Here is a 19,889-nt window from a genome sequence, read left to right on the forward strand (position 1 = left end):
ACGGCTGCGCTTCGTAGTTTCGGTGTCACCGCAGGTCAGACCCGCGGCCGACACACGAGAGAAGCGAGCCCCCATGACTCGACCGTGGTCCTCCGTGCTCGCCGGCGTCGTCGCCGGCTCTGCCCTCCTCCTCACCGCAGCCCCGGCCCTCGCCACGACCCCCGCGGAACCGGCGTACCCCCGCGAGCGCGTCGTCGCCGAGGTATTGCCCGCCGTCACCTACCTCGAGACCCGCAGCGAGGCAGTCGTCCGCGAACGGGGCTCCGGTCGCGAGATCGGGACCGTGTCGGTCACCGGCTCCTGCTCGGGCGTCGTGGTGTCGAACGACGGCCACATCGCGACCGCCGGTCACTGCGTGCACCCCGACGACATCCGCAACGCCATGGCCCGCGACCTCGCCGAGCGCCTCGAGGCCCGCGGCGTCGGCCCGCGCGACCGGCTCTACGCGTTCATCCTCATCCGCTACGAGTTCGAGGGGCGCACCCCCGGCAGCCCGATCGACCGCACGGTGACCGCCGTGCGCGCCGACAGCTCCTCCGGCGCCGGGACGCGGATGCCCGCGCGGATCGTCGACGCCGAGCCGAACCGCCGGGGCGACGTGGCGCTGCTCGACGTCGACGCCACCGACCTGCCCGCCGTCACCCTCGCCCCGGCCGGCGACCTGACGCCCGGCACCCCGGTCACCACCGTCGGCTACCCCGCCGACCGGGACCGGGCCCTCGACCCGAGCCGCGAGCCGAGCTGGAAGGACGGCACGGTGAGCTCCGTCCAGGCACGCGGCGGTATCCCGTTCGTGGAGGTCAGCGCCGCGATGGCTCCAGGGATGAGCGGAGGGCCGGCCGTCGACGGCCGTGGCCGGGTGATCGGGCTGAACAGCATGGGGCTCGACGAGTCCGGCTCGTTCAACTTCGTCGCCCCCACCTCGACGCTGAGCACGATGCTCGACCGCCACGGCGTGCGGACCGGGCCCGGCCCGGTCGACCTCGCCTACCGCGCCGGCCTCGACCACCGTGTGAGCGGGGAGAACGCCGACGCCGTCGCCGCCTTCCGCGAGACCCTGCGCCTCCGGCCCGACCACGGCCGGGCCCAGGAGCAGCTGCAGCTCGCCGAGGCCGCCTACCTCGCCGACGGCGACGCGAGCGAGCGGCCGGCGATGGTGTGGGGCGTCGCCGGCGGGGCGGTCCTGCTGCTCCTCGTGGCCACGACCGTCACCGTGATCGTCGTCCGACGCCGTCGCCGGGCAGCGGATCCGGTGGGTCCCCAGTACCCGATCGGGCCGCAGTACCCGATGGGTCCGCCCACCGGCCCGCTCCCGCCGGCGACATGGCCCTACGGCCCGCCCCCGCAGGGCACCTATCCCCAGGCCCCGCAGCCCCCGGTCGTGTCGCCGTTCGGTCCCCCGGCCCCGCGGACCCCGGCGCACGAGGAGCCGCCGTCGCGGACCGACACCGTCTGCTGAAGATCACCAGGTCGACAAGCACCCCGAGGACGCTCCTCGGGGTGCTTTTCGGCCTGCTGATCTCCCGTGCGGGCGTGGTAGCGAGTGATCAACGGGGACTTCGCGCGCGTAGAAGCAGCGAACCGCCCGTTCGCTGCGAAAGGGGCGCGTCGCTGCACCAGAGCACGCTGCCTCAGTCCACGAGGTAGAAGATCCGGTCGACGACCCCGCGGGCGCGCCGGGTGACGCGGCGGTACTCGTCGAGGAACTCCCCCGGGTCGTCGTCCGGGTCGTGGCCCAGGGCCGAGGCGACGGCGGCGAGGTCGCGCCCCGAGCGCGGGACCTCGTCGGTGGGGCGACCCCGGACGAGGGTGGCGGCGCCCCGGGCGTGGGTGGCCATCGTCCAGCCGGCGGCGAGCTCGTCGGCGTCGCCCGGCGCGATCAGCCCCGCCTCGGCGGCCGCACCGAGCGCCCCGAGCGTCGAGGGCGTCCGCAGCGCCGCCACGGCGCCGGCGTGCTGGAGCTGCAGCAGCTGCACGGTCCACTCGACGTCGGAGAGCCCGCCGGTGCCGAGCTTGGTGTGCAGGGCCTTGTCGGCGCGCCGGGGCATGCGCTCGTTGTCGACACGCGCCTTGATCCGGCGGATCTCGCGGGCCTTCTGGTCGGGCAGGCCGTCGGCGGGGTACCGGTACGGGTCGATCACCTCGACGAACGCGGCGCCGAGGTCGTCGTCGCCGGCGACGGGGCGGGCGCGCAGCAGCGCCTGGAACTCCCAGGTGTCGGCGAGCTTCGCGTAGTACTGGCGGTAGGAGTCGAGGGTGCGCACGAGCGGGCCGCTCTTGCCCTCGGGGCGCAGCTTGGTGTCGACCTCGAGCGGCGGGTCCGGGCTCGGGGCGCCGAGGGCCGACACGGTCGCCTCGGCGACGGCCTTGGCGTAGCGCACGGCCTCGGCGTCGTCGACGCCCTCGGCCGGCTCGCACACGAACAGCACGTCCGCGTCCGACGAGTAGCCCAGCTCGGCGCCGCCGAGCCGTCCCATCCCGATGACGGCGATCCGCGCCGGGGCCGGGCCGTCGCCGGCGTGACCGCGCTCCGCGGCGTCGAGGGCGGCCTGGAGCACGCTCACCCAGATGCTCGAGAGCGCCTCGCAGACGGCGGTCACGTCGAGCAGGCCGAGCAGGTCGGCGCACGCCACGCGCACCAGCTCGATGCGGCGCATGGAGCGGCCCACCTGGCCGGCCGAGTCGGGGTCGGTGTGGCGGGCGACGGCGCGGCGCAGGGAGGCGGCGACGTCCTCGGGCCGGCGGGCGACGAGGTCGGCGTTCGGCCCGTCGCCGGCGAGCAGCCGCAGCACCTCGGGCGTGCGCGGCATCATCTCGGCGACCCAGCGCGAGGTGCCCAGCACGCGCATCAGCCGCTCGGCGGCGACGCCCTCGTCGCGCAGGTAGCCGAGGAACCACGGGGTGTCGGCGAGCGCCTCGGACACCTTGCGGTAGGCGAGCAGGCCGTGGTCGGGGTCGGCGGAGTGGCCGAGCTCGTCGAGCAGCACCGGCAGCAGCGCGCGCTGGATGCGGCTCGCGCGGCTGACCCCGCTGGTGAGCGCCTGCAGGTGCCCGAGCGCGCCCTGCGGCGAGGTCCAGCCCAGCGCCTTGAGCCGGCGCATCGCCGACTCGGAGGTGAGCACGAGGTCCTCGCCCGGCACGCGGGCCACCGACTCGAGCAGCGGGCGGTAGAAGAGCTTCTCGTGCAGGCGCCGCACGCGCACCGTGTGCCGCGAGCGCTCGTGCTGCAGCACGCCGACCGCGTCCCGGGTGCCGTCGGGGCGGAGCTTGGCCGCGCGGGCGAGCCAGCGCAGGCCGGTGGTGTCGTCGTCGGGCGGGAAGAGGTGGGTACGGCGCATCTTCTGCAGCTGCACGCGGTGCTCGAGCAGGCGCAGGAAGCGGTACGACGCCGCGAGGTTGGCGGCGTCGTCACGCCCGACGTAGCCGCCGTCGGCGAGCGCGGCCAGCGCCTCGAGCGTGTTCTGGCTGCGGATCGTCTCGTCACCGCGCCCGTGCACCATCTGCAGCAGCTGCACGGCGAACTCGACGTCGCGCAGCCCGCCGCGGCCGAGCTTGAGCTCGCGGTCGGCGTGCTCGGCGCGGATGTGGTCGACGACCCGGCGGCGCATCGCGCGGACGTCGGGGACGAAGTCGTCACGGTCGGCGGCGCTCCACACCATGGGGGCGAGCGCCTCGCAGTACTCGCGCGCCAGGGCGTCGTCACCCGCCACGGGCCGGGCCTTGAGCAGCGCCTGGAACTCCCAGGTCTTCGCCCAGCGCTCGTAGTAGCTGACGTGCCCCTCGAGCGTCCGAACCAGGGCGCCCTGCCGCCCCTCGGGACGCAGGTTGGCGTCGACCTCGAGGAACGCCTCGGTGGCGACGCGCATCATCGTCGAGGCGAGCCGGGTGGCGACGTCCGTCGGGCCCTCGGCGACGAAGATGACGTCGATGTCGCTGACGTAGTTGAGCTCGCGCCCGCCGCACTTGCCCATGCCGATCACGGCGAGCCGGCACGGCAGCGGGTCGTCGGGCCGGCGGTCGTCCCGGCTCCCGAGCGCGTCGGCGATGGTCGCGTCGGCCACCGCGAGCGAGGCCCGCAGCCCGGCCGCAGCGAGGTCGGCGAGCTGGGCGGCGACGACCTCCACCGGCACGACGGGCAGGTCCGGCTCGCACACCGACTGCAGGTCGGCCGCGGCCAGCGCCAGCACCTCGTCGCGGTAGGCCAGGCGCAGCGCCCCGATCCCCTCGGGCTCGAGCACGTTCGCCCGCGGCGGCCCGTCGCCGGCGCGCTCGGCGCCCACCGCGTCGAGCAGCGTGCGCGTCCGGTCGTCGAGGTCCGGGAGCAGGGAGGCGTCGTACGTGCGCCCCGGGGTGCTCTCGGTGCGCAGCGAGCGCCACCGGTCCGGGTGGGCGACGAGGTGGTCGCCCAGCGCCGTCGAGCCGCCGAGGACGCCGAGCAGCCGCCCGCGCAGGCCCTGGTCGGTGCGCAGCGCCTCGGCCAGGGCCGACCACTCCTGCTCCCCCAGGGCCTCGCGCACGCGCTCGACGGCGAGCAGCGCGAGGTCCGGGTCGGGGCTGCGGGCCAGGGCCCAGACGACGAGCTCGTTGCCCTCGACGGGGGCGTCACCGTCCCACCAGCCCAGCGCCGCGAGCCGGTGGCCCGCGTCCGGGTCGGTGAGGCCGAGCCGGGCCGGTGCACGTCCCGTGCGGTCGCGGCGGGGGGTCGCCATGGCGGGCTCGGTCATGGTTCCAGGATTCCAGCTCGAGCCGTCACGGGCGCGACCGCTGGCAGGATCGATGGCATGCAGCGCTTCGAGTACAAGGTCGTGCAGCTCCGCGAGAGCCTCATGGGTGGGAAGCTCTCGGACAGCAAGCTCGAGAAGGTCCTGAACGGCGAGGCCGCCGACGGCTGGCAGCTCAAGACGATCACGAGCGCGGACGTCAAGGGGCGGATGGGCCCCGGCGGGGTGGACGGCCTGCTGGTGACCTTCGAGCGTCCCGTGGGGAGCTAGAGGGTCGGCAGGTACGTCGCCAGCTCGTAGGGCGTGACGTTGCGGCGGTAGGCGTCCCACTCCGCGCGCTTGTTGCGCAGGAAGAAGTCGAAGACGTGCTCGCCGAGGATCTCGGCCATGAGCTCGGAGCGCTCCATCGCCGCGAGGGCGCCGTCGAGGTTCTGGGGCAGCGTCTCGTAGCCCATCGCCCGGCGCTCGTTCTCCGAGAGCATCCAGACGTTGTCCTCGGCCGCCGGCGGCAGCTCGTAGCCCTCGGCCACGCCCTGCAGGCCGGCCCCGAGGATCACCGCGTACGCGAGGTAGGGGTTGGCCGCGGTGTCGATGGTGCGCACCTCGACGCGGCGCGACGACGCCTTGCCCGGCGAGTACATCGGCACGCGGACCAGCGCCGAGCGGTTGGCGTGGCCCCAGCAGACGGTGGTCGGGGCCTCGCCGCCGACGATCAGGCGCTTGTAGGAGTTGACGAACTGGTTCGTCACCGCGGAGATCTCGCGGGCGTGGCGCAGGATGCCCGCCACGAACGCCTTGCCGGTCTTCGAGAGCTCGTAGGGCTCGGCGGCGTCGTGGAACGCGTTCTGGTCGCCCTCGAACAGGCTGATGTGGGTGTGCATCGCCGAGCCCGCGTGCTCGGTGAACGGCTTGGGCATGAAGGACGCGCGCACCCCCTGGGTGATCGCGACCTCCTTGACGATGTAGCGGAAGGTCATGATGTTGTCCGCCATCGTCAGGGCGTCGGCGTAGCGCAGGTCGATCTCCTGCTGGCCGGGACCGCCCTCGTGGTGGCTGAACTCCACCGAGATGCCCATCGCCTCGAGCGACTCGATGCACCGCCGCCGGAAGTGCGGCGCGGCGTCGTGGCTCGCCTGGTCGAAGTAGCCGCCGGTGTCGGCCGGGACCGGCGGCGTGCCGTCGCCCGGCAGGTCGCGCAGCAGGTAGAACTCGATCTCGGGGTGCACGTAGCAGGTGAACCCCGCCTCGGCGGCCCGCGAGAGCCCGCGGCGCAGCACGTGGCGCGGGTCGGCCCACGACGGCGAGCCGTCGGGCATGGTGATGTCGCAGAACATCCGCGCCGAGTAGTGCCCGCCGCCCGCGGTCTCCCAGGGCAGCACCTGGAACGTCGCCGGGTCCGGCTTCGCGACCATGTCCGACTCGTAGACCCGCGCGAAGCCCTCGATCGCCGAGCCGTCGAACCCGATGCCCTCGGCGAACGCGCCCTCGAGCTCGGCCGGCGCGACGGCCACCGACTTCAGGTAACCGAGCACGTCGGTGAACCACAGCCGCACGAAGCGGATGTCGCGTTCCTCCAGCGTGCGCAGGACGAACTCCTGCTGGCGATCCATGGCCCGACCCTAAGTGCGCGGTGTGACGCCCGGAAGCCGGGGATGGGTCACGTTGCGGGGCACGTCGCGTTCGGCGGCGCCGGCGTCCCGTCGATCAGGTAGCGCGTGGCGATGTCGTCGACGCACGAGGAGTTCTGGAACACCGCCGTGTGCTCGTCGCCGACCTTCGTCAGCAGTGACCCGTTCAGCGCCCGGGCCAGCTCGACGCCCGCCTGGTACGGCGTCGCGGGGTCGCCGGTGGTGGACACGACCAGCGGCGGCGCGAGGCCCGGGACCTGCGGGAGGTGCGGCTGGCTGGTCGGCGGCACCGGCCAGAACGCGCAGCTGTCGCGGGCCGCGGAGACCCCGCGCCCGCTGTCGAGGAACGGCGCCGCCTGGTTGTAGGCCTCGGCGCGGGCCCGCGACTGCTCCGGGTCGGTGACGCGCGGGTCGTCGACGCAGCGGATCGCCTCGAAGGCGTCCTGCGACGCGGCGTACGTGCCGTCCGGGTTCCGCTCGTAGTACTCGTCGGCGAGGGTCATGAGCTGACCGCCCTGACGGGCGCGCAGGTCGGCCAGCGCCCGGCTCAGGCGCGGCCAGTAGGCCTCGACGTAGAGCGCGTTGATCGTCCCCTGCTGGGCGTCGGCGTAGGACAGCACGCGGCCGTCCGCGAGCGGCAGCGGCGCGTCGATCAGCGGGCGGGTCAGCTGCTGGTAGGCCGCCGTGGTCTGCGCCGGGTCCTGGCCGAGGGGGCAGTTCGGGCGGGTGGTGCAGTCGCGGGCGAAGGCGTCGAACGCCCCCTGGAACCCGCGACCCTGCTCGATGAGCTCGGTGGTCGGGTCCTGGTCGGGGTCGAGCGCGCCGTCGAGGATCATCGCCCGGACGTTCTGCGGGAACTGCTCGGCGTAGGTCGACCCGATCCGGGTGCCGTACGAGAAGCCCAGGTAGCTCAGCCGGGCGTCGCCGAGGGTCGCGCGCAGGACGTCCATGTCGCGGGCGACGTCGCGGGTCCCGACATTCGCGAGCACGTCGACCCCGGTGCGCTGGGCGCAGCGGTCGACGGTCGCGCGCTCCTCGGTCTCGGTCTGCGCGACGCCGGCCGGCGACGGGTCGGTGTCGTCGTCGCGGCGGTCGGCGTCGCGCTCGGGACCCTCGAGGCAGCGGATGGGCGGCTCGCTCGCCCCGACCCCGCGGGGGTCGAAGCCGACGACGTCGAACCGGCGCCCCACCTCGGTGCGGGCGAGCGACGTCGACAGGTACGCCGCGGTCTGGATCCCCGACGCCCCGGGCCCGCCCGGGTTGATGACGAGCGAGCCGATGCGCTGCGGCGAGTCGGGCGCGGCGTGGCGCAGCACCGCGATCGTGCCCGTGCGCCCGCCGGGCTGGGCGTAGTCGAGCGGCACCTCCATGCGCGCGCACTGCAGCGCGGGGTCCGCGTAGATCTGGCGGTCCTCGTCCGTGGCCGCGAACGGCGCGCACGGCCCCCAGGCCAGCTGCTGGCCGTAGAAGCGCTCGAGCCCGGGCGGGGCACTGGCCGCCGGGTCGGGGACCGCGACGCCGGGGACCACCTGCGCGCACCCGCCGAGCACGACGGCCACCGCCCCGAGGGCGACGGCGGCGAGGGTGCTGGTCCGGCGGCTCCGTCGGCTCCGGAGGGTGAGGGCGCGCACGGCGGCCACCATCCCACGCGGTCCGTGATCGTCCGGTGACGGGCTCCCGCGCATCGGGGCCCGTCGCTGCGACGACCCTGTGAGTCTGGTCCCAGCGGGCGGCCGACCCGCGCGGGCGGTGCCACCGTGTGCTCATCCACCCCGACGACCCGGGGACCCGCCGCCCTCGGCGGGCCTCGAGGCAAGGACGGACGACGATGACGTCACCCCAGGGTCCTGTGTCGACCTCTTCCGGGCGCCCGAAGCGCACCCGCGTGCACCACCTCCAGGAGATGAAGGCCCGCGGCGAGCGCTGGCCGATGCTCACCGCGTACGACGTGAACACCGCGCGGATCTTCGACGAGGCGGGTGTCCCCGTCCTGCTCGTCGGCGACTCGGCCGGCAACACCGTGCTGGGCTACGACTCGACCGTGCCGGTGACCACCGAGGAGCTGTTGATCCTCACCCGCGCCGTGGTGCGCGGCGCCCCGCACGCCCTGGTCGTCGCCGACCTGCCCTTCGGCAGCTACCAGGTCTCGGTCGAGCAGGCCGTGACGACCGCCGTCGAGTTCATGAAGTCCGGCGGCGCCCACGCGGTGAAGCTCGAGGGCGGCGCCCACTACGCCGACCGGATCCAGGCGATCGTCGACGCCGGCATCCCGGTCATGGCGCACCTCGGCTTCACCCCGCAGAGCGAGCACGCCCTCGGCGGCTACCGCGTCCAGGGCCGCGGGGAGGACGCGGCGGAGAAGCTGATCGCCGACGCCCGCGCGGTCACCGAGGCCGGCGCCTTCGCGGTCGTGCTGGAGATGGTGCCCGCCCACGTCGCCAAGCGGGTCACCGCGGAGATCGCCGTCCCGACCGTCGGGATCGGTGCGGGCCCGGAGTGCGACGCCCAGGTGCTCGTGTGGACGGACATGGTCGGGCTCTCCGACCCGGCCCGGCGCACCCCGAAGTTCGTGAAGCGCTACGCCGACATGGGCTCGGTCCTCGCGGATGCCGCGACCAGCTACGCCCGCGAGGTCCGCGAGGGCGTCTTCCCCGGGCCCGAGCACTCGTTCGACTAGGTGCGCCTGCGGCGCACGTGAGCACTTTCGCGTGCTGGAGCACGCGAAAGTGCTCACATGGCGTGAGCCACGCCGTGTGCGCCCGAGCGGGTAGCCCGCGCCATGGCCGAGAAGAGCAGCGACCAGATCCGCTCCGAGTTCGACGACGTCGTGACCATGGGCTCGAAGGAGCTGCAGGAGTGGCTCGGGACCGACGAGTCGCAGTCGGTGGGTCAGTCGTCGGGCGAGGGCGAGGAGTCGACGGGCCACGTCATGGGCCGGCGCATCGTCGAGATCCTCGAGAAGAACAAGGGCGACCTCGACGACGACGACCTCGCGGCCATGAAGAAGGTCCACGGGTACGTCGAGCGACACCGGAAGCAGGAGCCGTCCCAGGAGGACATCACGACCTCGAAGTGGCGCTACTCGCTCATGAACTGGGGCCACGACCCGCTGAAGTGAGGTGCGCTCCGCGCACGTGAGCACTTTCGCGTGCTGGAGCACGCGAAAGTGCTCACATGGCCGGAGGCCACCTAGTCCAGGTCGGTGATCTTGATGCCGGCGTGGACCTTGTAGCGGCGGTTGATCGCGATGAGGTTCGCGGTCAGGCACTCCACCTGGTAGGCGTTGCGCAGCCGTCCGCCGTAGATCCCGCGCACGCCGGGGATGGCGTCGGCGAGGGCCCGCACGACGTCGGTGGCCTCGCGGTCGTCGCCGAGCACCAGCACGTCGCAGTCGACCCGCGGCTGCTCGAGGTCGGCGAGCAGGACCGCCGAGACGTTGTGGAACGCCGCGGTCACACGGGTCTCGGGCAGCAGCTGCTCGGCCTGCTGGGCGACGCTGCCCTCCTCGACCGGCAGCGGGTAGGGGCCCTTCTTGTCGAACCCGATCGGGTTGACGCAGTCGATCAGGATCTTGCCCTGGAGGGGCTGGGCGAGGCCCTTGAGCGTCTCGGCGTGCGACTCCCACGGGATCGCGGCGAGCACGATGTCGGCCTCGGCGGCGCAGGTCGCGTTGTCGGTGCCGCGGACGTGGTCGACCCCGGTCGCCTCGCGGTACTCCTGCGCGGAGTTCTCGGCGCGCTCGGCGGCGCGCGAGCCGATGATGACCTCGACGCCGGCGGCGGCCCAGCGCAGCGCCAGGCCCTTGCCCTGGTTGCCGGTGCCACCCAGGACCCCGACGGTCCACGCGGTCGGGTCGATGGCCTCCCCGGAGGACGAGGACGACGGTGCACTCACGGGGGACGCTCCCTGCCACGAACGGTCAGATCGGACTGGTTCCTACCACGGTCAGCGCGTGAGCAGCTGGGCGAGCTCGGCGTGCAGCGCGGTCACGGCGGCATCGGCGGCGGGCACCGCGGCGGTGAACCCGTAGAAGCCGTGCACCAGCGCCGGGTGCTCACGACGGCGCGCCTCCACACCCGCGGCGGCGAGCGCGTCGGCGAAGGCGTGCCCGGCGTCACGCAGCGGGTCGTAGCCTGCGGTCGCCACGATCGTCGCCGGGAACCCGGCCAGCGACGGCGCTCGCAGCGGCGAGAGCCGCACGTCGCCGCGCGGGTCGTGCCCCGCGAGGTAGTGCTTCGAGCAGGCCTTCACGTCGGCCGCCGTGAGCCAGTAGCCCTCGGCGTTCTCGGCCACCGAGGGGTAGCGCCCCTCGAAGTCCGGCGGCGGGTAGACGAGCAGGCACGCGGCGGGCGCCCGGCCCTCGTCGCGCAGCGTCAGCGCGGTGACGGCGGCGAGATTGGCGCCGGCACTGTCGCCCACGAGGGCGTAGCGGGTTCCGTCCGCGGTCAGCGCCCGCACGGCGGCGAGCGTGTCCTCCAGCGGCACCGGGAACGGGTGCTCGGGCGCCGGGCGGTAGTCGACGGCCGCCACGACGGCGCCCAGGTCGTCGGCCAGCCGGGCGGCCACCGCGTCGTAGGCGTCGCCGTCCCCGAGCACCCAGCCGCCGCCGTGGACGAACACGACGAGGGCGTCGGTCGCCGGGGCCGACGGGCGGTGCACCCGGACCGCGACCCCGCCGACCTCGCGCACCTCCGGCGCGCGTGGTGGGAGCCCCGCCGCGTCGGTCAGCTGCGCCGCGAAGCGGGCCCGCGCGGCGGGGATCCCGTCGGTGGTGCCGGGCGTCGTCCCGGCGAACATCGCGGGCTCGCCCGCCCACCGGTCGAGCAGGGCGCGCACGCCCGCATCGAGGGGCGCGCGGGAGGTGTCCGCGTCGTGACCGTCGGGTACGGCGTTCATCGGCGTCACCCTAGGATGCGGCCGAGGTTCACCTGCTCAGGTCACTGCCGCCATCCGGGTGACACAAGGATGATGGTCGGCGACGACGGGGACCCGCCGTTGCCGAATCGATACCGAACGGCGGGGAACCTTCCGGGCCGCACAGGCGTCATCCCGGTGTCGATCCCCGCGACGCCCCGGAGCTCCCCGGCCACCCCGGCCGCGAGCACCGGCGCGGTCCCCCGACGTGCCCCGCTGGACCCTCACTCACGACCCCGAAGGACCGACGCTCGCGATGGCTCTCCCCTGGCCGAACACCGCCCCGACCCTGCCCCGCCCCGTCCCCGCGGCCACCCGCCCCGCGCCCACCGGTCTCGTCGACCGCGTGGGCACGGCCGCGCGCCGCAGTCCCCGGCTCGTGCGCCTGGGCGCCCTCGCGACCAACCCGCTCACCGCGCTGATCGTGATGCTGCTCGGCCTCGCCCTGCTGTTCGTCCTGCCCCTGGTCGGGCTGCCGTTCGTCGCCGTCGTCGTCCTGCCGGCGGTGATCTACCACCTGCGCCCCGAGCGCCGCACCGCGCTGCGCCGCCCCCTGGGCTGATCCGCTGATCGGCGCACACCGGGTCCCACCGACGGCCCCGCTCCCCGCGAGGGAGCGGGGCCGTCGGCGTCCCGGGCCAGGGAGCCCCGCCTGCGTGCGTCAGCCGGCGTCGCCCGACGGGGTCGTGGTCCCGCCGCCGGACGGCGCGGACGACGCGAGCGGCGAGCTGGGCTGGGACGTGGGCTGGGACGAGGGCTGGGACGTGGGCTGGGACGACGACGGTGTCGTGGGCTCCGGCGACGAGGTCGGGGCACTCGACGACGGCGTGCTGCTGCTCGCTGCCGTCGTCCCCGGGCTCGTCGACCCGGGCGGGGTCGTGCCGGGCGAGGTCGTGCCGGGCGAGGTCGTCGGGCGACCGGTCCCCGACGGACGCGAGGGTCGCTCGCCGCCGCGCACCACCGGTGCCGGACGCGGGCCGGCGTCGGGCACGCGGACCACGACGGGCCCCGGCGCGGAGCTCCCCGCCGCGGGGGCGGCCGCGGCCGGCGGCGGGGCCGGGAGGGGCTGGCGGTCGGCGCGCAGGTCCAGGTCGGCGACGGTCGGGCTGATCGTCGTCGACGACGGGAGCACCGGCGCGGCCGCGACGGGCGTCGCCGCCGCCCACGGCAGGGGGCTCTCGAGCTCGTGCACCGCGCTCGGCATCCCGATGGCCGTCGAGGCCTGGGTCGTCGTCTGGTAGACCGCCGTCGTCAGCGACGCCGCGCCCATGATCCCGACGCCGAGCCCCGCCGCGATCCGGGTGCGCCGACCGTGCCGGTCCGGCCGCGGCGCCACCGGCAGGTCGCAGGGCGTCTCGGCGACCGGCTCCGGCGCCGGCGCCGGCGTCTCGGGCTCCCACAGGGTCACGACGCGTCGTCTCCTCGTCCCTCGGCAGCCCGGCTCGGTGCGTCCCCGCGACGGTCCGCGGAGTGCGCCACGCCGCCCCGGGCGAAGATCCCGGGGCGGCGCCACCCGGTCCAACGCGGCAGAGGTGTGACGGTGGTTCTGACGATCGGGCGGACCCGTCGCGGCGCGGACGGCCCAACGCCGTCACCCCGTTCCCCGCGCGTGAGCAGGCCGAATGCCGCCACGGGCGCCGCCATCGTGTGACTCGGAGTGATCGGGCATCACGACGCGTGAGTGATCGGCCCGCCCACGGACGCACGGACGGCCCTAGCATCAGCGCGCGTGAGCGCCGCACCGCAGCCCGATGACACCGCCGCCACGGGCACCGACGCCGCCGCGCCGGCGGCCCGGGGCGGGCTGCCCGCCCTCGCCGGGCTGGCCGGCCTCCCGACGCAGACCGTCGCGCGGGCGTGGGGCAACGTCCGCGACTGGGCGACCCACGGCCATCTCGCCGACACGCGCCGCATGCCGCGGCTGCCGATCCATCTCGGCGACGGCTACACGGTGCACCGCTACGAGCCGACCGCGCCGGTCGACCCGGCGCTCGCCCCGCTCCTGCTGGTGCCACCGCTCGGGGCCCCGGACTTCGCGTTCGACCTGCGCCGCGGCGCGAGCCTCGTCGAGGACCTCCTCGCCACCGGGCGGGAGATCTTCATCGTCACCTACGATGCGACCGGCCGCGCCGCCGGGCGCCGCGGCCTGGAGCTCTGGGTCGACGAGATCGTGCCGGCCGCCCTCTTCGCGATCGCGGACCGGCACGCCGACCAGCCCGTCCACCTGGCGGGCTGGAGCCTCGGCGGGCTGTTCACCCTGCTGGCGGCCGCGAGCGGCGTGTCGGGCGCGCCCATCCGCTCGGTCACGGCGTTCGCCTCGCCCGTCGACGTCTCCGCCGTGCCCCTCGTGGCGCCGTTCCGGTCGGTCGCGGAGTACACGGGCGGGCGGGTCTTCTCGGCGGCCTACCGCACGCTCGGCTCGTTCCCGGCGACGGCGGTGAAGTGGGCGTTCCAGCTGACCAGCGTCGAGCGGTACCTGACCAAGCCGGTGACCCTCGCGACCCACCTCGACGACCGCGAGCTGCTCGAGCAGATCGAGGCCGTCGACACGCTCATGGCCAACATGACCGCCTACCCCGGGCGGGCGTTCGGGCAGCTCTACCACCACGTGATCCGGGGCAACGACCTCGCGCAGGACGAGCTCCGCCTCGCCGGGCGGCCGGTGCGGCTGGCCGACGTCGACGTCCCCGTACTGCTGATCGCGGGGGCCGACGACGTGATCGCCCCGGTCGCGGCCGTCGAGCGCGCCACCGAGCTGCTCACGGCCTCCCCCGACCTGCGCTTCGTCGTCCGCCCGGGCGGGCACCTCGGCGTCCTCGCCGGCCGCCGCGCGCGGGAGAACTCCTGGAGCGACCTCCAGGCGTTCCTCGCCGACCACGACCGGGAGTGAGCCGCGGGCCCGAATCACACGGGTGTGGTTCGCGGGCCCCTGCCGGAGATCCCCCTCCGCACCTCCCGTACGGTCGGCGCCGCTCCCCTGCTCCCCGAGGAAGGACACCGATGGCCGAGACGCTCAAGGCTCGCCTTCTCGACTCCGACCGTCGCAGCGCCGTGATCGACGACCTGCAGGGCCTCGTCGACTCCGAGGTCGCGAACAAGAGCGGTCTGTCCGGCGGCGTGGTCAAGACGGGCTACGCCGGCGTGAAGAAGGTCAAGCCGGGCATCGTCCGCGAGGCCCTCGACAAGATGCTCGACGAGTTCGTCGACCAGCTCGAGCCCTTCTGGACCACCTACACCACCGAGGCCGCCGGCGACTTCGGCACCTTCCTCGGCACCCGCCCGCAGGAGGCCTCCGAGGCGCTCCTCGCGGTCACCGACCGCCGCGCGGAGAGCAGCAGCCGCGCCGCGATCACCTCGATCTACGGCAAGCTGCGCCCGAAGGCGCAGGAGAACGTCATCGAGGCCCTGCCCGGCCTCGGCGCCGTGATCGAGAAGCACGCCCGGGGCTGAACCTCCCCCGCTCCCCCACGACGGCCCCGGCCGCTGCGGACTGTGCGAACAGACCGTGGCTCCGGGGCCGTCGTTCGTGGTGGAGTGATCCAGTGCACATCCTCACCGTCCTGTACCACCACCCCGACGACCCGGCCGCGTTCGACAAGTACTACCGCGCGACGCACGTGCCCCTGGGTGCCGCGATCCCGGACGTCCGGTCCTTCACCTACCGGAACACGGTCTCGCTGGACGAGAACCCGCCGCCGTACCACCTGATCGCCGAGCTCGCCTTCGACTCCCTCGAGGCCCTCCAGGGCGCGCTGGCCTCGGAGGCCGGTCAGGCCGCGGTCGCCGACGTGCCGAACTTCGCCACGGGCGGGGTCACGATGTTCGTCGCCGTCGACGATTGACCGTGGTCCTCCGTCGCGCCGCCGCCCTCGTCGTCCTCCTGCTGACGCTGGGCGGCTGCGCGGCGCTCGGGGAGACCCTCGCGCTGAGCGGGCGTCTCGCCGACGACGGGTTCGCGGACCCGACGGTGTCGGCGAGCGCGGGCACCGGAGGCGACCAGGTCGTCGTCCGCAGCACCGGCCACGCCCGCCTCGCCCCGGACGCGGCGGTCGGGCGCGCCGTGGAGATCACCTGGCGGACGTTCCCGCGTCGCCTCGACGGGATCACGGCCTCGGTCGGCGGGCGGTCGGCGTCGGCCACCGCCGCCGAGCTGACGGCCCGCCTGGGCCCCCGCGACCCGGCCCTGGACGCCGCCGGCCTCGGCGGCGACGTCCGCTCGGGCTTCCGATCGGCGGCGATCGCGGTCGGCGTCGTCGGACTGGTGATCGCCGTCGTGGTCACGGTGATCGTGGTCGTCCTCGTCCGGAGGTCGCGTCGACAACGCACCGCGGTGGGGCCGCCCGGACCGCCCGGGCCGCCACCGTGGGGACCGCCGGGGCCGCCGCCGGCGTGGGGCCCCCCGCCCGGACGCCCGCCCCGGCGCGGCCCTTGACCTCGAGCGACGTTCAGGTCGGAAGCTCGACACCAGCGACGACCACGTCGGCGGCACGAGCCCGGAGGTCCCCATGTCCACACCCGCCCCGTCACGCTTCCAGGACGCCTACCTCACCGGCGAACCGCCGTGGATCATCGGCGAGCCGCAGCCCGCGGTGGCCGCCGCCGAGGCCGAGGGCCTGATCCGGGGTCGCGTGCTCGACCTCGGCTGCGGCACGGGCGAGCACACCGTCCTGCTCGCCGCCCGCGGCTACGAGGTGGTCGGCGCCGACTCCGCGCCGGCCGCGCTCGACCGCGCCCGCGCCGTCGCGGCCGGGCACGACGTCGCCCCGGCGTTCGTCGTGGCCGACGCGCTGCACCCGGACGCCCTGCGCGATTTCGACACCGTCCTCGACAGCGCGCTCTTCCACATCTTCGACGACGGCGACCAGGCCCGGTACGCCGACGCCCTGCGCGACGTCGTCGTCGACGGCGGCCGCGTCGTGCTGCTCGGCCTCGCCCCCGGACCCGCGTTCGGGCCGGAGGTCACCGACGAGCAGATCCGCACGGCGTTCTCCCGTCCCGGCTGGGCGGTCGAGGACCTGCGCGAGAGCACCTACCGCGGCCGCGTCCCCGACATGGAGCAGGCCGAGAAGCTGCGCGTGCCCGTCGGCGGGCACGTCGACCTGCCGGCGTGGCTCGCGGTCGCCCGCCGCGTGTGAGCTACGCGGCCAGGTGCTCCGGCGGCACGGTGTCGGCCAGCTCCACGAGCATCGCGATGTTGAGCTCGAAGGCGTGGCACGCCTCGTCGGCGATCCGGGCGCGCTCGACGTCGTCCCAGGCCGCGGCGTCGAGCAGCGCGCGGTAGCGGGTGCGGAACGGTGGCACCGGACCGAGCGTCGAGAAGTCGTAGAACCGCGCCCCGTCGCCGACGACGCCGTAGGTGCGCTCCAGCAGCACCCGCACCGCCTGCCCGCCGGCGAGGTCGCCAAGGTAGCGCGTGTAGTGGTGGGCGACCCAGCCACCGGGCCAGTCGGCCACGGTCGCGCGGATGCGGTCCGCGTAGGCCGCGGTGGTGGGCAGCGGCGTGAGGTCCGAGGCCCAGCCGGCGCCGCGCAGGAACGCGAGGTCGGCGGCGATGGCGTCGCGGCGGCGCAGCGCGTCGACGGCGAAGCCGCCCACGACGGGATGGCCGGCCAGCCGGTCGGCGCCGTCCTCGAGCGCGCTGTACACGTGCCAGTACTGGACGACGAGCGTCGCGTAGTCGTCGAGCGGGAGGCGCCCGCCGAGCAGGGCGCCCATGTACGTCGAGTGGTGCGCGCGCTCGTGCGCCGCGGCCGTCGCCCGGCGCAGGCTCTGGGAGAAGGGCTGGTGCTCGCTGACGCTCACGGTCACGGTCCGCCTCCGAGGTGTCGCCGGGTGTCGCCGGTTCCCGTGACGACAGTAGGGTCCACGCCGGAGTAAGGCTAGCCTCACTTCGACGGGCGAGCGGGCCTTGCGAGGCTGACCGCATGCGGGTCGCGGTGACGGGAGCCGGCGGTTTCGTCGGGCGGGCGGTGGTGTCGGCACTGCTCGCGGCCGGGCACGAGGCCGTGGGCGTGACGCGGTCCGGGTCGGCCGTCGCCGGGGCCGCGACCCGCGCCGCCGCGCTCGACCGTCCCGATCAGGTGACGGCGGCCCTGGGCGACGTGGACGCCGTCTGCCACCTCGCGGCCGTCGTGCGGGTGCGCGACTCGCGCGCCGACCCGCTGGGGACCTGGCGCACCAACCTCGGCGGCACCCTCGCCGTGCTCGACGCCGTGCCGCCGGGGGCGCGTGTCGTCCTGGCCTCGACCGCGGCGCTCGGGGCCGGCGATCCCCCGCCGGAGCACCCGTACGGCGCCTCCAAGCTCGCCGCCGAGGTGGCCCTGGGTGAGGTGGCGACGACCGGGGCGATCGGCGCGGTGTCGCTGCGGTTGGCGAACGTCGCGGGTCCCGGCGACCGCGACCCCACGCGCCTGATCCCGGCGATCCTGGCCGCGGCGGCGGGCCGGACGGGCGAGTTCGTGGTCAACGGCGACGGGTCGGCCGTGCGGGACCTGCTGCACGTGGCCGACGCCGCCACGGCGTTCGTCGCAGCGCTGGGGGCGGCGGACCCCGGGACGTTCTCCGTCGTACCGGTCGGGTCGGGACGGCCGGTCGCGATCCGGGAGGTCCTCGACGCGGTCGGGCGCGTCACCGGCCGCCCGGTGCCGGTGGGCCACCGCGAGGCGGCCGCGGAGGCGCCCGCGGTCAGGGTCGACCCGTCCCGGGCGCGCGACGAGCTGGGCTGGACGCCGCGGTGGTCGACGATCGAGCAGATCGTGCGCGACGCGTGGGACGACCTCGATGAGTCCTGATACCGTACCGACAACTTCCACTGAAGGAGTCGAACATGGTGATCGTCGCCGGACACCTCCAAGTCGATCCCACCGAGCGCGAGGCCTACCTCGCGGGGTGCGTGGGCGTCGTCGACCAGGCCCGTGCCGCGGAGGGCTGTCTCGACTTCGCGATCAGCGCCGACCTCCTCGACGCGGGCCGGATCAACGTCTTCGAGCGCTGGGCCTCACAGGAGGCCGTCGAGGCCTTCCGCGGCAGCGGGCCGAGCGACGAGCAGGGCGCGGCGATGCTGGGGGCCGAGGTCGCGGAGTACGACGTGGCGGGCGTCCGCAGCCTGACCTGACCGCCGTTGTCGGGGGGCACCTCTAGCGTCCGGTCCATGGCTCACTGGACCGACTTCGCCGCGGCCGCACCCCGCATCGCCGAGGTCTTCACGCGCCGGCACGCGGCCACCGGCAGTCTCTGCATGCTCGGCACGCTGCGGCCCGACGGGTTCCCGCGCATCAGCCCGATGGAGCCGCGGTTCCTCGAGGGCGATCTCTGGATCGTGGGCATGCCGGACACCGCCAAGTTCGCGGACCTGCGGGCCGATCCACGGTTCGCGCTGCACACCGCGACGGTCGACACCCAGGTCAGCGACGGCGATGCCAAGCTCTGGGGGCGGGTCGAGGACGTCCGCGACGAGGCGCTGCACCAGCGCTTCGCCGAGGCCGTCTACGAGGAGATCGGCCTCGATCTGCGCGGGCAGCGGTTCGACCAGTTCCTGCGTGCCGACGTCGTCGGGGCGGCGTCGGTCGCGGTCGGCGACGAGCACATGGACGTCACCACGTGGCGCGAGGGCGGGCAGGAGACGGTCGTGCGCAAGCACTGAGCTCCCGAGCCGGCGCCTCAGCTCGGGAAGACGAACTCGTAGCCCTGGTCCTTGAGCCACGGCACGAGCTGGCGCACGGCCTCGATCGTCTGCTCGCGCGGCCCACCGCCGTCGTGGAAGAGCACCACGGCGCCTGGGTGCGTCGACTGCTGGACGCTCGCGACGATCGCCCCCGTGCCGGGCTGGGTCCAGTCGAGGGTGTCCACCGACCAGCCCAGCGGGCGCATGCCGGTCTGCGCGGCGACCTGGTCGAGCTCGGGCGACCAGCGGCCCTCGGGGGCGCGGAAGTAGTCGATCGTCTCGGGCGGGTCGATCACCGTCGACAGCGAGCCCCGGCTCCGGTGCAGCTGCTCGCTCATGAGGTCCTGGGCGTTCGCCCCCACGGTGGCGTCGTGGGTCATGGTGTGGTCGCACAGGCGGTGCCCCTCGGCGACCACGCGCGCGACGATGTCGCGGTGCGCCAGCGCCTGGTTGCCGATCATGCAGAAGGTCGCCTTGACGCCGTTCTCGGCGAGGATGTCGAGCACCTCGGGCGTGTACTGCGGGGTCGGCCCGTCGTCGAACGTCAGCGCCACCGCGGGCCGCTCGGTGCTCGTGTCGGTCACCGTCAGCAGCGAGGGCGTGATCGCGGGCCGGGCCATGCCGGGCATGCCGCGCGCGGGGGCGTCGGCCCCGGACCGCGCCGGGAGGCCCGCCGGGGCGGCCGCGACGGCGGGCGCGGGGCCCGTGGCCAGCACCTGCCGGGCCCCGACGTCACTGAGCACCACGATCGTCACGCCAGTCATCAGCGCGACCGTCGTCAGCAACCCGGCCCACCGGTAGATGTAGGGCGGGCTGAGTATCTGGCGCAGGATGACGCGCTGCCGAGGGGTGAGCATCAGCCTCAACCGTCCCATCAGTCACAGGAACCACACGCGTCACAGCGTGGAACACCATAGAGGTTTCGCTCAATGACCCGGAAGCGACCCTCTACCTCTGATCGAG

21 protein-coding genes are annotated in these 19,889 nt (G+C 74.7%); 14 read left to right on the forward strand and 7 right to left on the reverse strand.

The window, feature by feature from the left end; translation table 11 throughout:
- Window positions 1-73 precede the first annotated feature (73 nt).
- On the forward strand, window positions 74-1,459 hold the full coding sequence (locus WCD41_RS21660; RefSeq protein ID WP_337716293.1) for a S1 family peptidase: 1,386 nt from the start codon (window positions 74-76) through the stop codon (window positions 1,457-1,459).
- 172 nt (window positions 1,460-1,631) lie between these two features.
- Here the strand turns inward: WCD41_RS21660 and WCD41_RS21665 are convergent, their stop codons facing one another.
- Window positions 1,632-4,724, reverse strand: coding sequence for a bifunctional [glutamine synthetase] adenylyltransferase/[glutamine synthetase]-adenylyl-L-tyrosine phosphorylase (locus WCD41_RS21665; protein ID WP_337716295.1), 3,093 nt, complete (start codon window positions 4,722-4,724; stop codon window positions 1,632-1,634).
- Window positions 4,725-4,781: 57 nt separating this feature from the next.
- Between WCD41_RS21665 and WCD41_RS21670 the strand changes: the two genes are divergently transcribed.
- Window positions 4,782-4,991 carry a DUF4177 domain-containing protein gene (locus tag WCD41_RS21670; RefSeq protein WP_337716298.1) on the forward strand — a complete coding sequence of 70 codons (210 nt, stop codon included), beginning with the start codon at window positions 4,782-4,784 and terminating at the stop codon, window positions 4,989-4,991.
- On the opposite strand, the gene glnA is transcribed toward WCD41_RS21670, so the two are convergent.
- Together glnA and WCD41_RS21680 are read right to left on the reverse strand one after the other, a co-directional pair.
- Window positions 4,988-6,331, reverse strand: a complete 1,344-nt coding sequence (gene glnA / locus WCD41_RS21675; RefSeq protein ID WP_337716300.1) for a type I glutamate--ammonia ligase — start codon at window positions 6,329-6,331, stop codon at window positions 4,988-4,990. The genes WCD41_RS21670 and glnA overlap by 4 nt on opposite strands.
- 47 nt (window positions 6,332-6,378) lie before the next feature.
- Window positions 6,379-7,980: an alpha/beta hydrolase gene (locus WCD41_RS21680; protein WP_337716302.1), complete on the reverse strand. Its 1,602-nt coding sequence runs from the start codon at window positions 7,978-7,980 to the stop codon at window positions 6,379-6,381.
- A gap of 197 nt (window positions 7,981-8,177) precedes the next feature.
- Here WCD41_RS21680 and panB point away from each other — a divergent pair, with 197 nt between their 5' ends.
- Both panB and WCD41_RS21690 read left to right on the forward strand, forming a co-directional pair.
- Window positions 8,178-9,026 (forward strand): 3-methyl-2-oxobutanoate hydroxymethyltransferase, encoded by an 849-nt coding sequence (panB, locus tag WCD41_RS21685; protein WP_337716304.1) that lies wholly within the window; start codon window positions 8,178-8,180, stop codon window positions 9,024-9,026.
- 102 nt (window positions 9,027-9,128) lie between these two features.
- The gene (locus WCD41_RS21690; protein ID WP_337716306.1) at window positions 9,129-9,467 is read left to right on the forward strand and encodes a DUF3140 domain-containing protein; all 339 of its coding nucleotides are present in this window, start codon (window positions 9,129-9,131) and stop codon (window positions 9,465-9,467) included.
- Window positions 9,468-9,538: 71 nt separating this feature from the next.
- Here the strand turns inward: WCD41_RS21690 and npdG are convergent, their stop codons facing one another.
- A complete protein-coding gene (gene npdG, locus WCD41_RS21695; RefSeq protein WP_337716308.1) occupies window positions 9,539-10,243 on the reverse strand; it encodes an NADPH-dependent F420 reductase in 705 nt (234 codons plus the stop codon).
- A gap of 51 nt (window positions 10,244-10,294) precedes the next feature.
- Window positions 10,295-11,245: an alpha/beta hydrolase gene (locus WCD41_RS21700; RefSeq protein WP_337716310.1), complete on the reverse strand. Its 951-nt coding sequence runs from the start codon at window positions 11,243-11,245 to the stop codon at window positions 10,295-10,297.
- Between the two features lie 274 nt (window positions 11,246-11,519).
- On the opposite strand from WCD41_RS21700, the gene WCD41_RS21705 reads away from it, so the two are divergent.
- From WCD41_RS21705 to WCD41_RS21735, 7 genes are all read left to right on the forward strand, one after another.
- Complete coding sequence (locus tag WCD41_RS21705; protein WP_337716312.1) at window positions 11,520-11,825, forward strand: hypothetical protein; 306 nt, start codon at window positions 11,520-11,522, stop codon at window positions 11,823-11,825.
- Window positions 11,826-11,919: 94 nt separating this feature from the next.
- Window positions 11,920-12,504 carry a hypothetical protein gene (locus tag WCD41_RS21710; protein ID WP_337716314.1) on the forward strand — a complete coding sequence of 195 codons (585 nt, stop codon included), beginning with the start codon at window positions 11,920-11,922 and terminating at the stop codon, window positions 12,502-12,504.
- A gap of 488 nt (window positions 12,505-12,992) precedes the next feature.
- Window positions 12,993-14,153 (forward strand): alpha/beta fold hydrolase, encoded by a 1,161-nt coding sequence (locus WCD41_RS21715; RefSeq protein ID WP_337716316.1) that lies wholly within the window; start codon window positions 12,993-12,995, stop codon window positions 14,151-14,153.
- A 110-nt stretch (window positions 14,154-14,263) separates the two neighbouring features.
- Entirely contained in the window at window positions 14,264-14,713 is a 450-nt protein-coding gene (locus WCD41_RS21720; RefSeq protein WP_337716319.1) for a DUF6918 family protein, read from the forward strand.
- 92 nt (window positions 14,714-14,805) lie between these two features.
- On the forward strand, window positions 14,806-15,105 hold the full coding sequence (locus tag WCD41_RS21725) for an EthD family reductase (protein WP_337716321.1): 300 nt from the start codon (window positions 14,806-14,808) through the stop codon (window positions 15,103-15,105).
- Window positions 15,106-15,107: 2 nt separating this feature from the next.
- Window positions 15,108-15,695 (forward strand): hypothetical protein, encoded by a 588-nt coding sequence (locus WCD41_RS21730; protein WP_337716323.1) that lies wholly within the window; start codon window positions 15,108-15,110, stop codon window positions 15,693-15,695.
- Between the two features lie 73 nt (window positions 15,696-15,768).
- The gene (locus tag WCD41_RS21735; protein WP_337716324.1) at window positions 15,769-16,398 is read left to right on the forward strand and encodes a class I SAM-dependent methyltransferase; all 630 of its coding nucleotides are present in this window, start codon (window positions 15,769-15,771) and stop codon (window positions 16,396-16,398) included.
- A 1-nt stretch (window position 16,399) separates the two neighbouring features.
- Here the strand turns inward: WCD41_RS21735 and WCD41_RS21740 are convergent, their stop codons facing one another.
- Window positions 16,400-17,065 carry a biliverdin-producing heme oxygenase gene (locus WCD41_RS21740; RefSeq protein WP_337716326.1) on the reverse strand — a complete coding sequence of 222 codons (666 nt, stop codon included), beginning with the start codon at window positions 17,063-17,065 and terminating at the stop codon, window positions 16,400-16,402.
- A gap of 122 nt (window positions 17,066-17,187) precedes the next feature.
- Here WCD41_RS21740 and WCD41_RS21745 point away from each other — a divergent pair, with 122 nt between their 5' ends.
- From WCD41_RS21745 to WCD41_RS21755, 3 genes are read left to right on the forward strand one after another with little or no spacing between them, the layout of a single operon-like run.
- Entirely contained in the window at window positions 17,188-18,054 is an 867-nt protein-coding gene (locus tag WCD41_RS21745; RefSeq protein ID WP_337716328.1) for an NAD-dependent epimerase/dehydratase family protein, read from the forward strand.
- Between the two features lie 35 nt (window positions 18,055-18,089).
- Window positions 18,090-18,377: a putative quinol monooxygenase gene (locus WCD41_RS21750; protein ID WP_337716330.1), complete on the forward strand. Its 288-nt coding sequence runs from the start codon at window positions 18,090-18,092 to the stop codon at window positions 18,375-18,377.
- Between the two features lie 36 nt (window positions 18,378-18,413).
- Window positions 18,414-18,905 carry a pyridoxamine 5'-phosphate oxidase family protein gene (locus WCD41_RS21755; protein WP_337716332.1) on the forward strand — a complete coding sequence of 164 codons (492 nt, stop codon included), beginning with the start codon at window positions 18,414-18,416 and terminating at the stop codon, window positions 18,903-18,905.
- A 17-nt stretch (window positions 18,906-18,922) separates the two neighbouring features.
- Here the strand turns inward: WCD41_RS21755 and WCD41_RS21760 are convergent, their stop codons facing one another.
- The gene (locus tag WCD41_RS21760) at window positions 18,923-19,783 is read right to left on the reverse strand and encodes a polysaccharide deacetylase family protein (RefSeq protein WP_337716334.1); all 861 of its coding nucleotides are present in this window, start codon (window positions 19,781-19,783) and stop codon (window positions 18,923-18,925) included.
- Window positions 19,784-19,889: the final 106 nt, after the last annotated feature.

Source organism: Actinomycetospora aeridis (assembly GCF_037400275.1).
Classification (GTDB): Bacteria; Actinomycetota; Actinomycetes; order Mycobacteriales; family Pseudonocardiaceae; genus Actinomycetospora; species Actinomycetospora aeridis.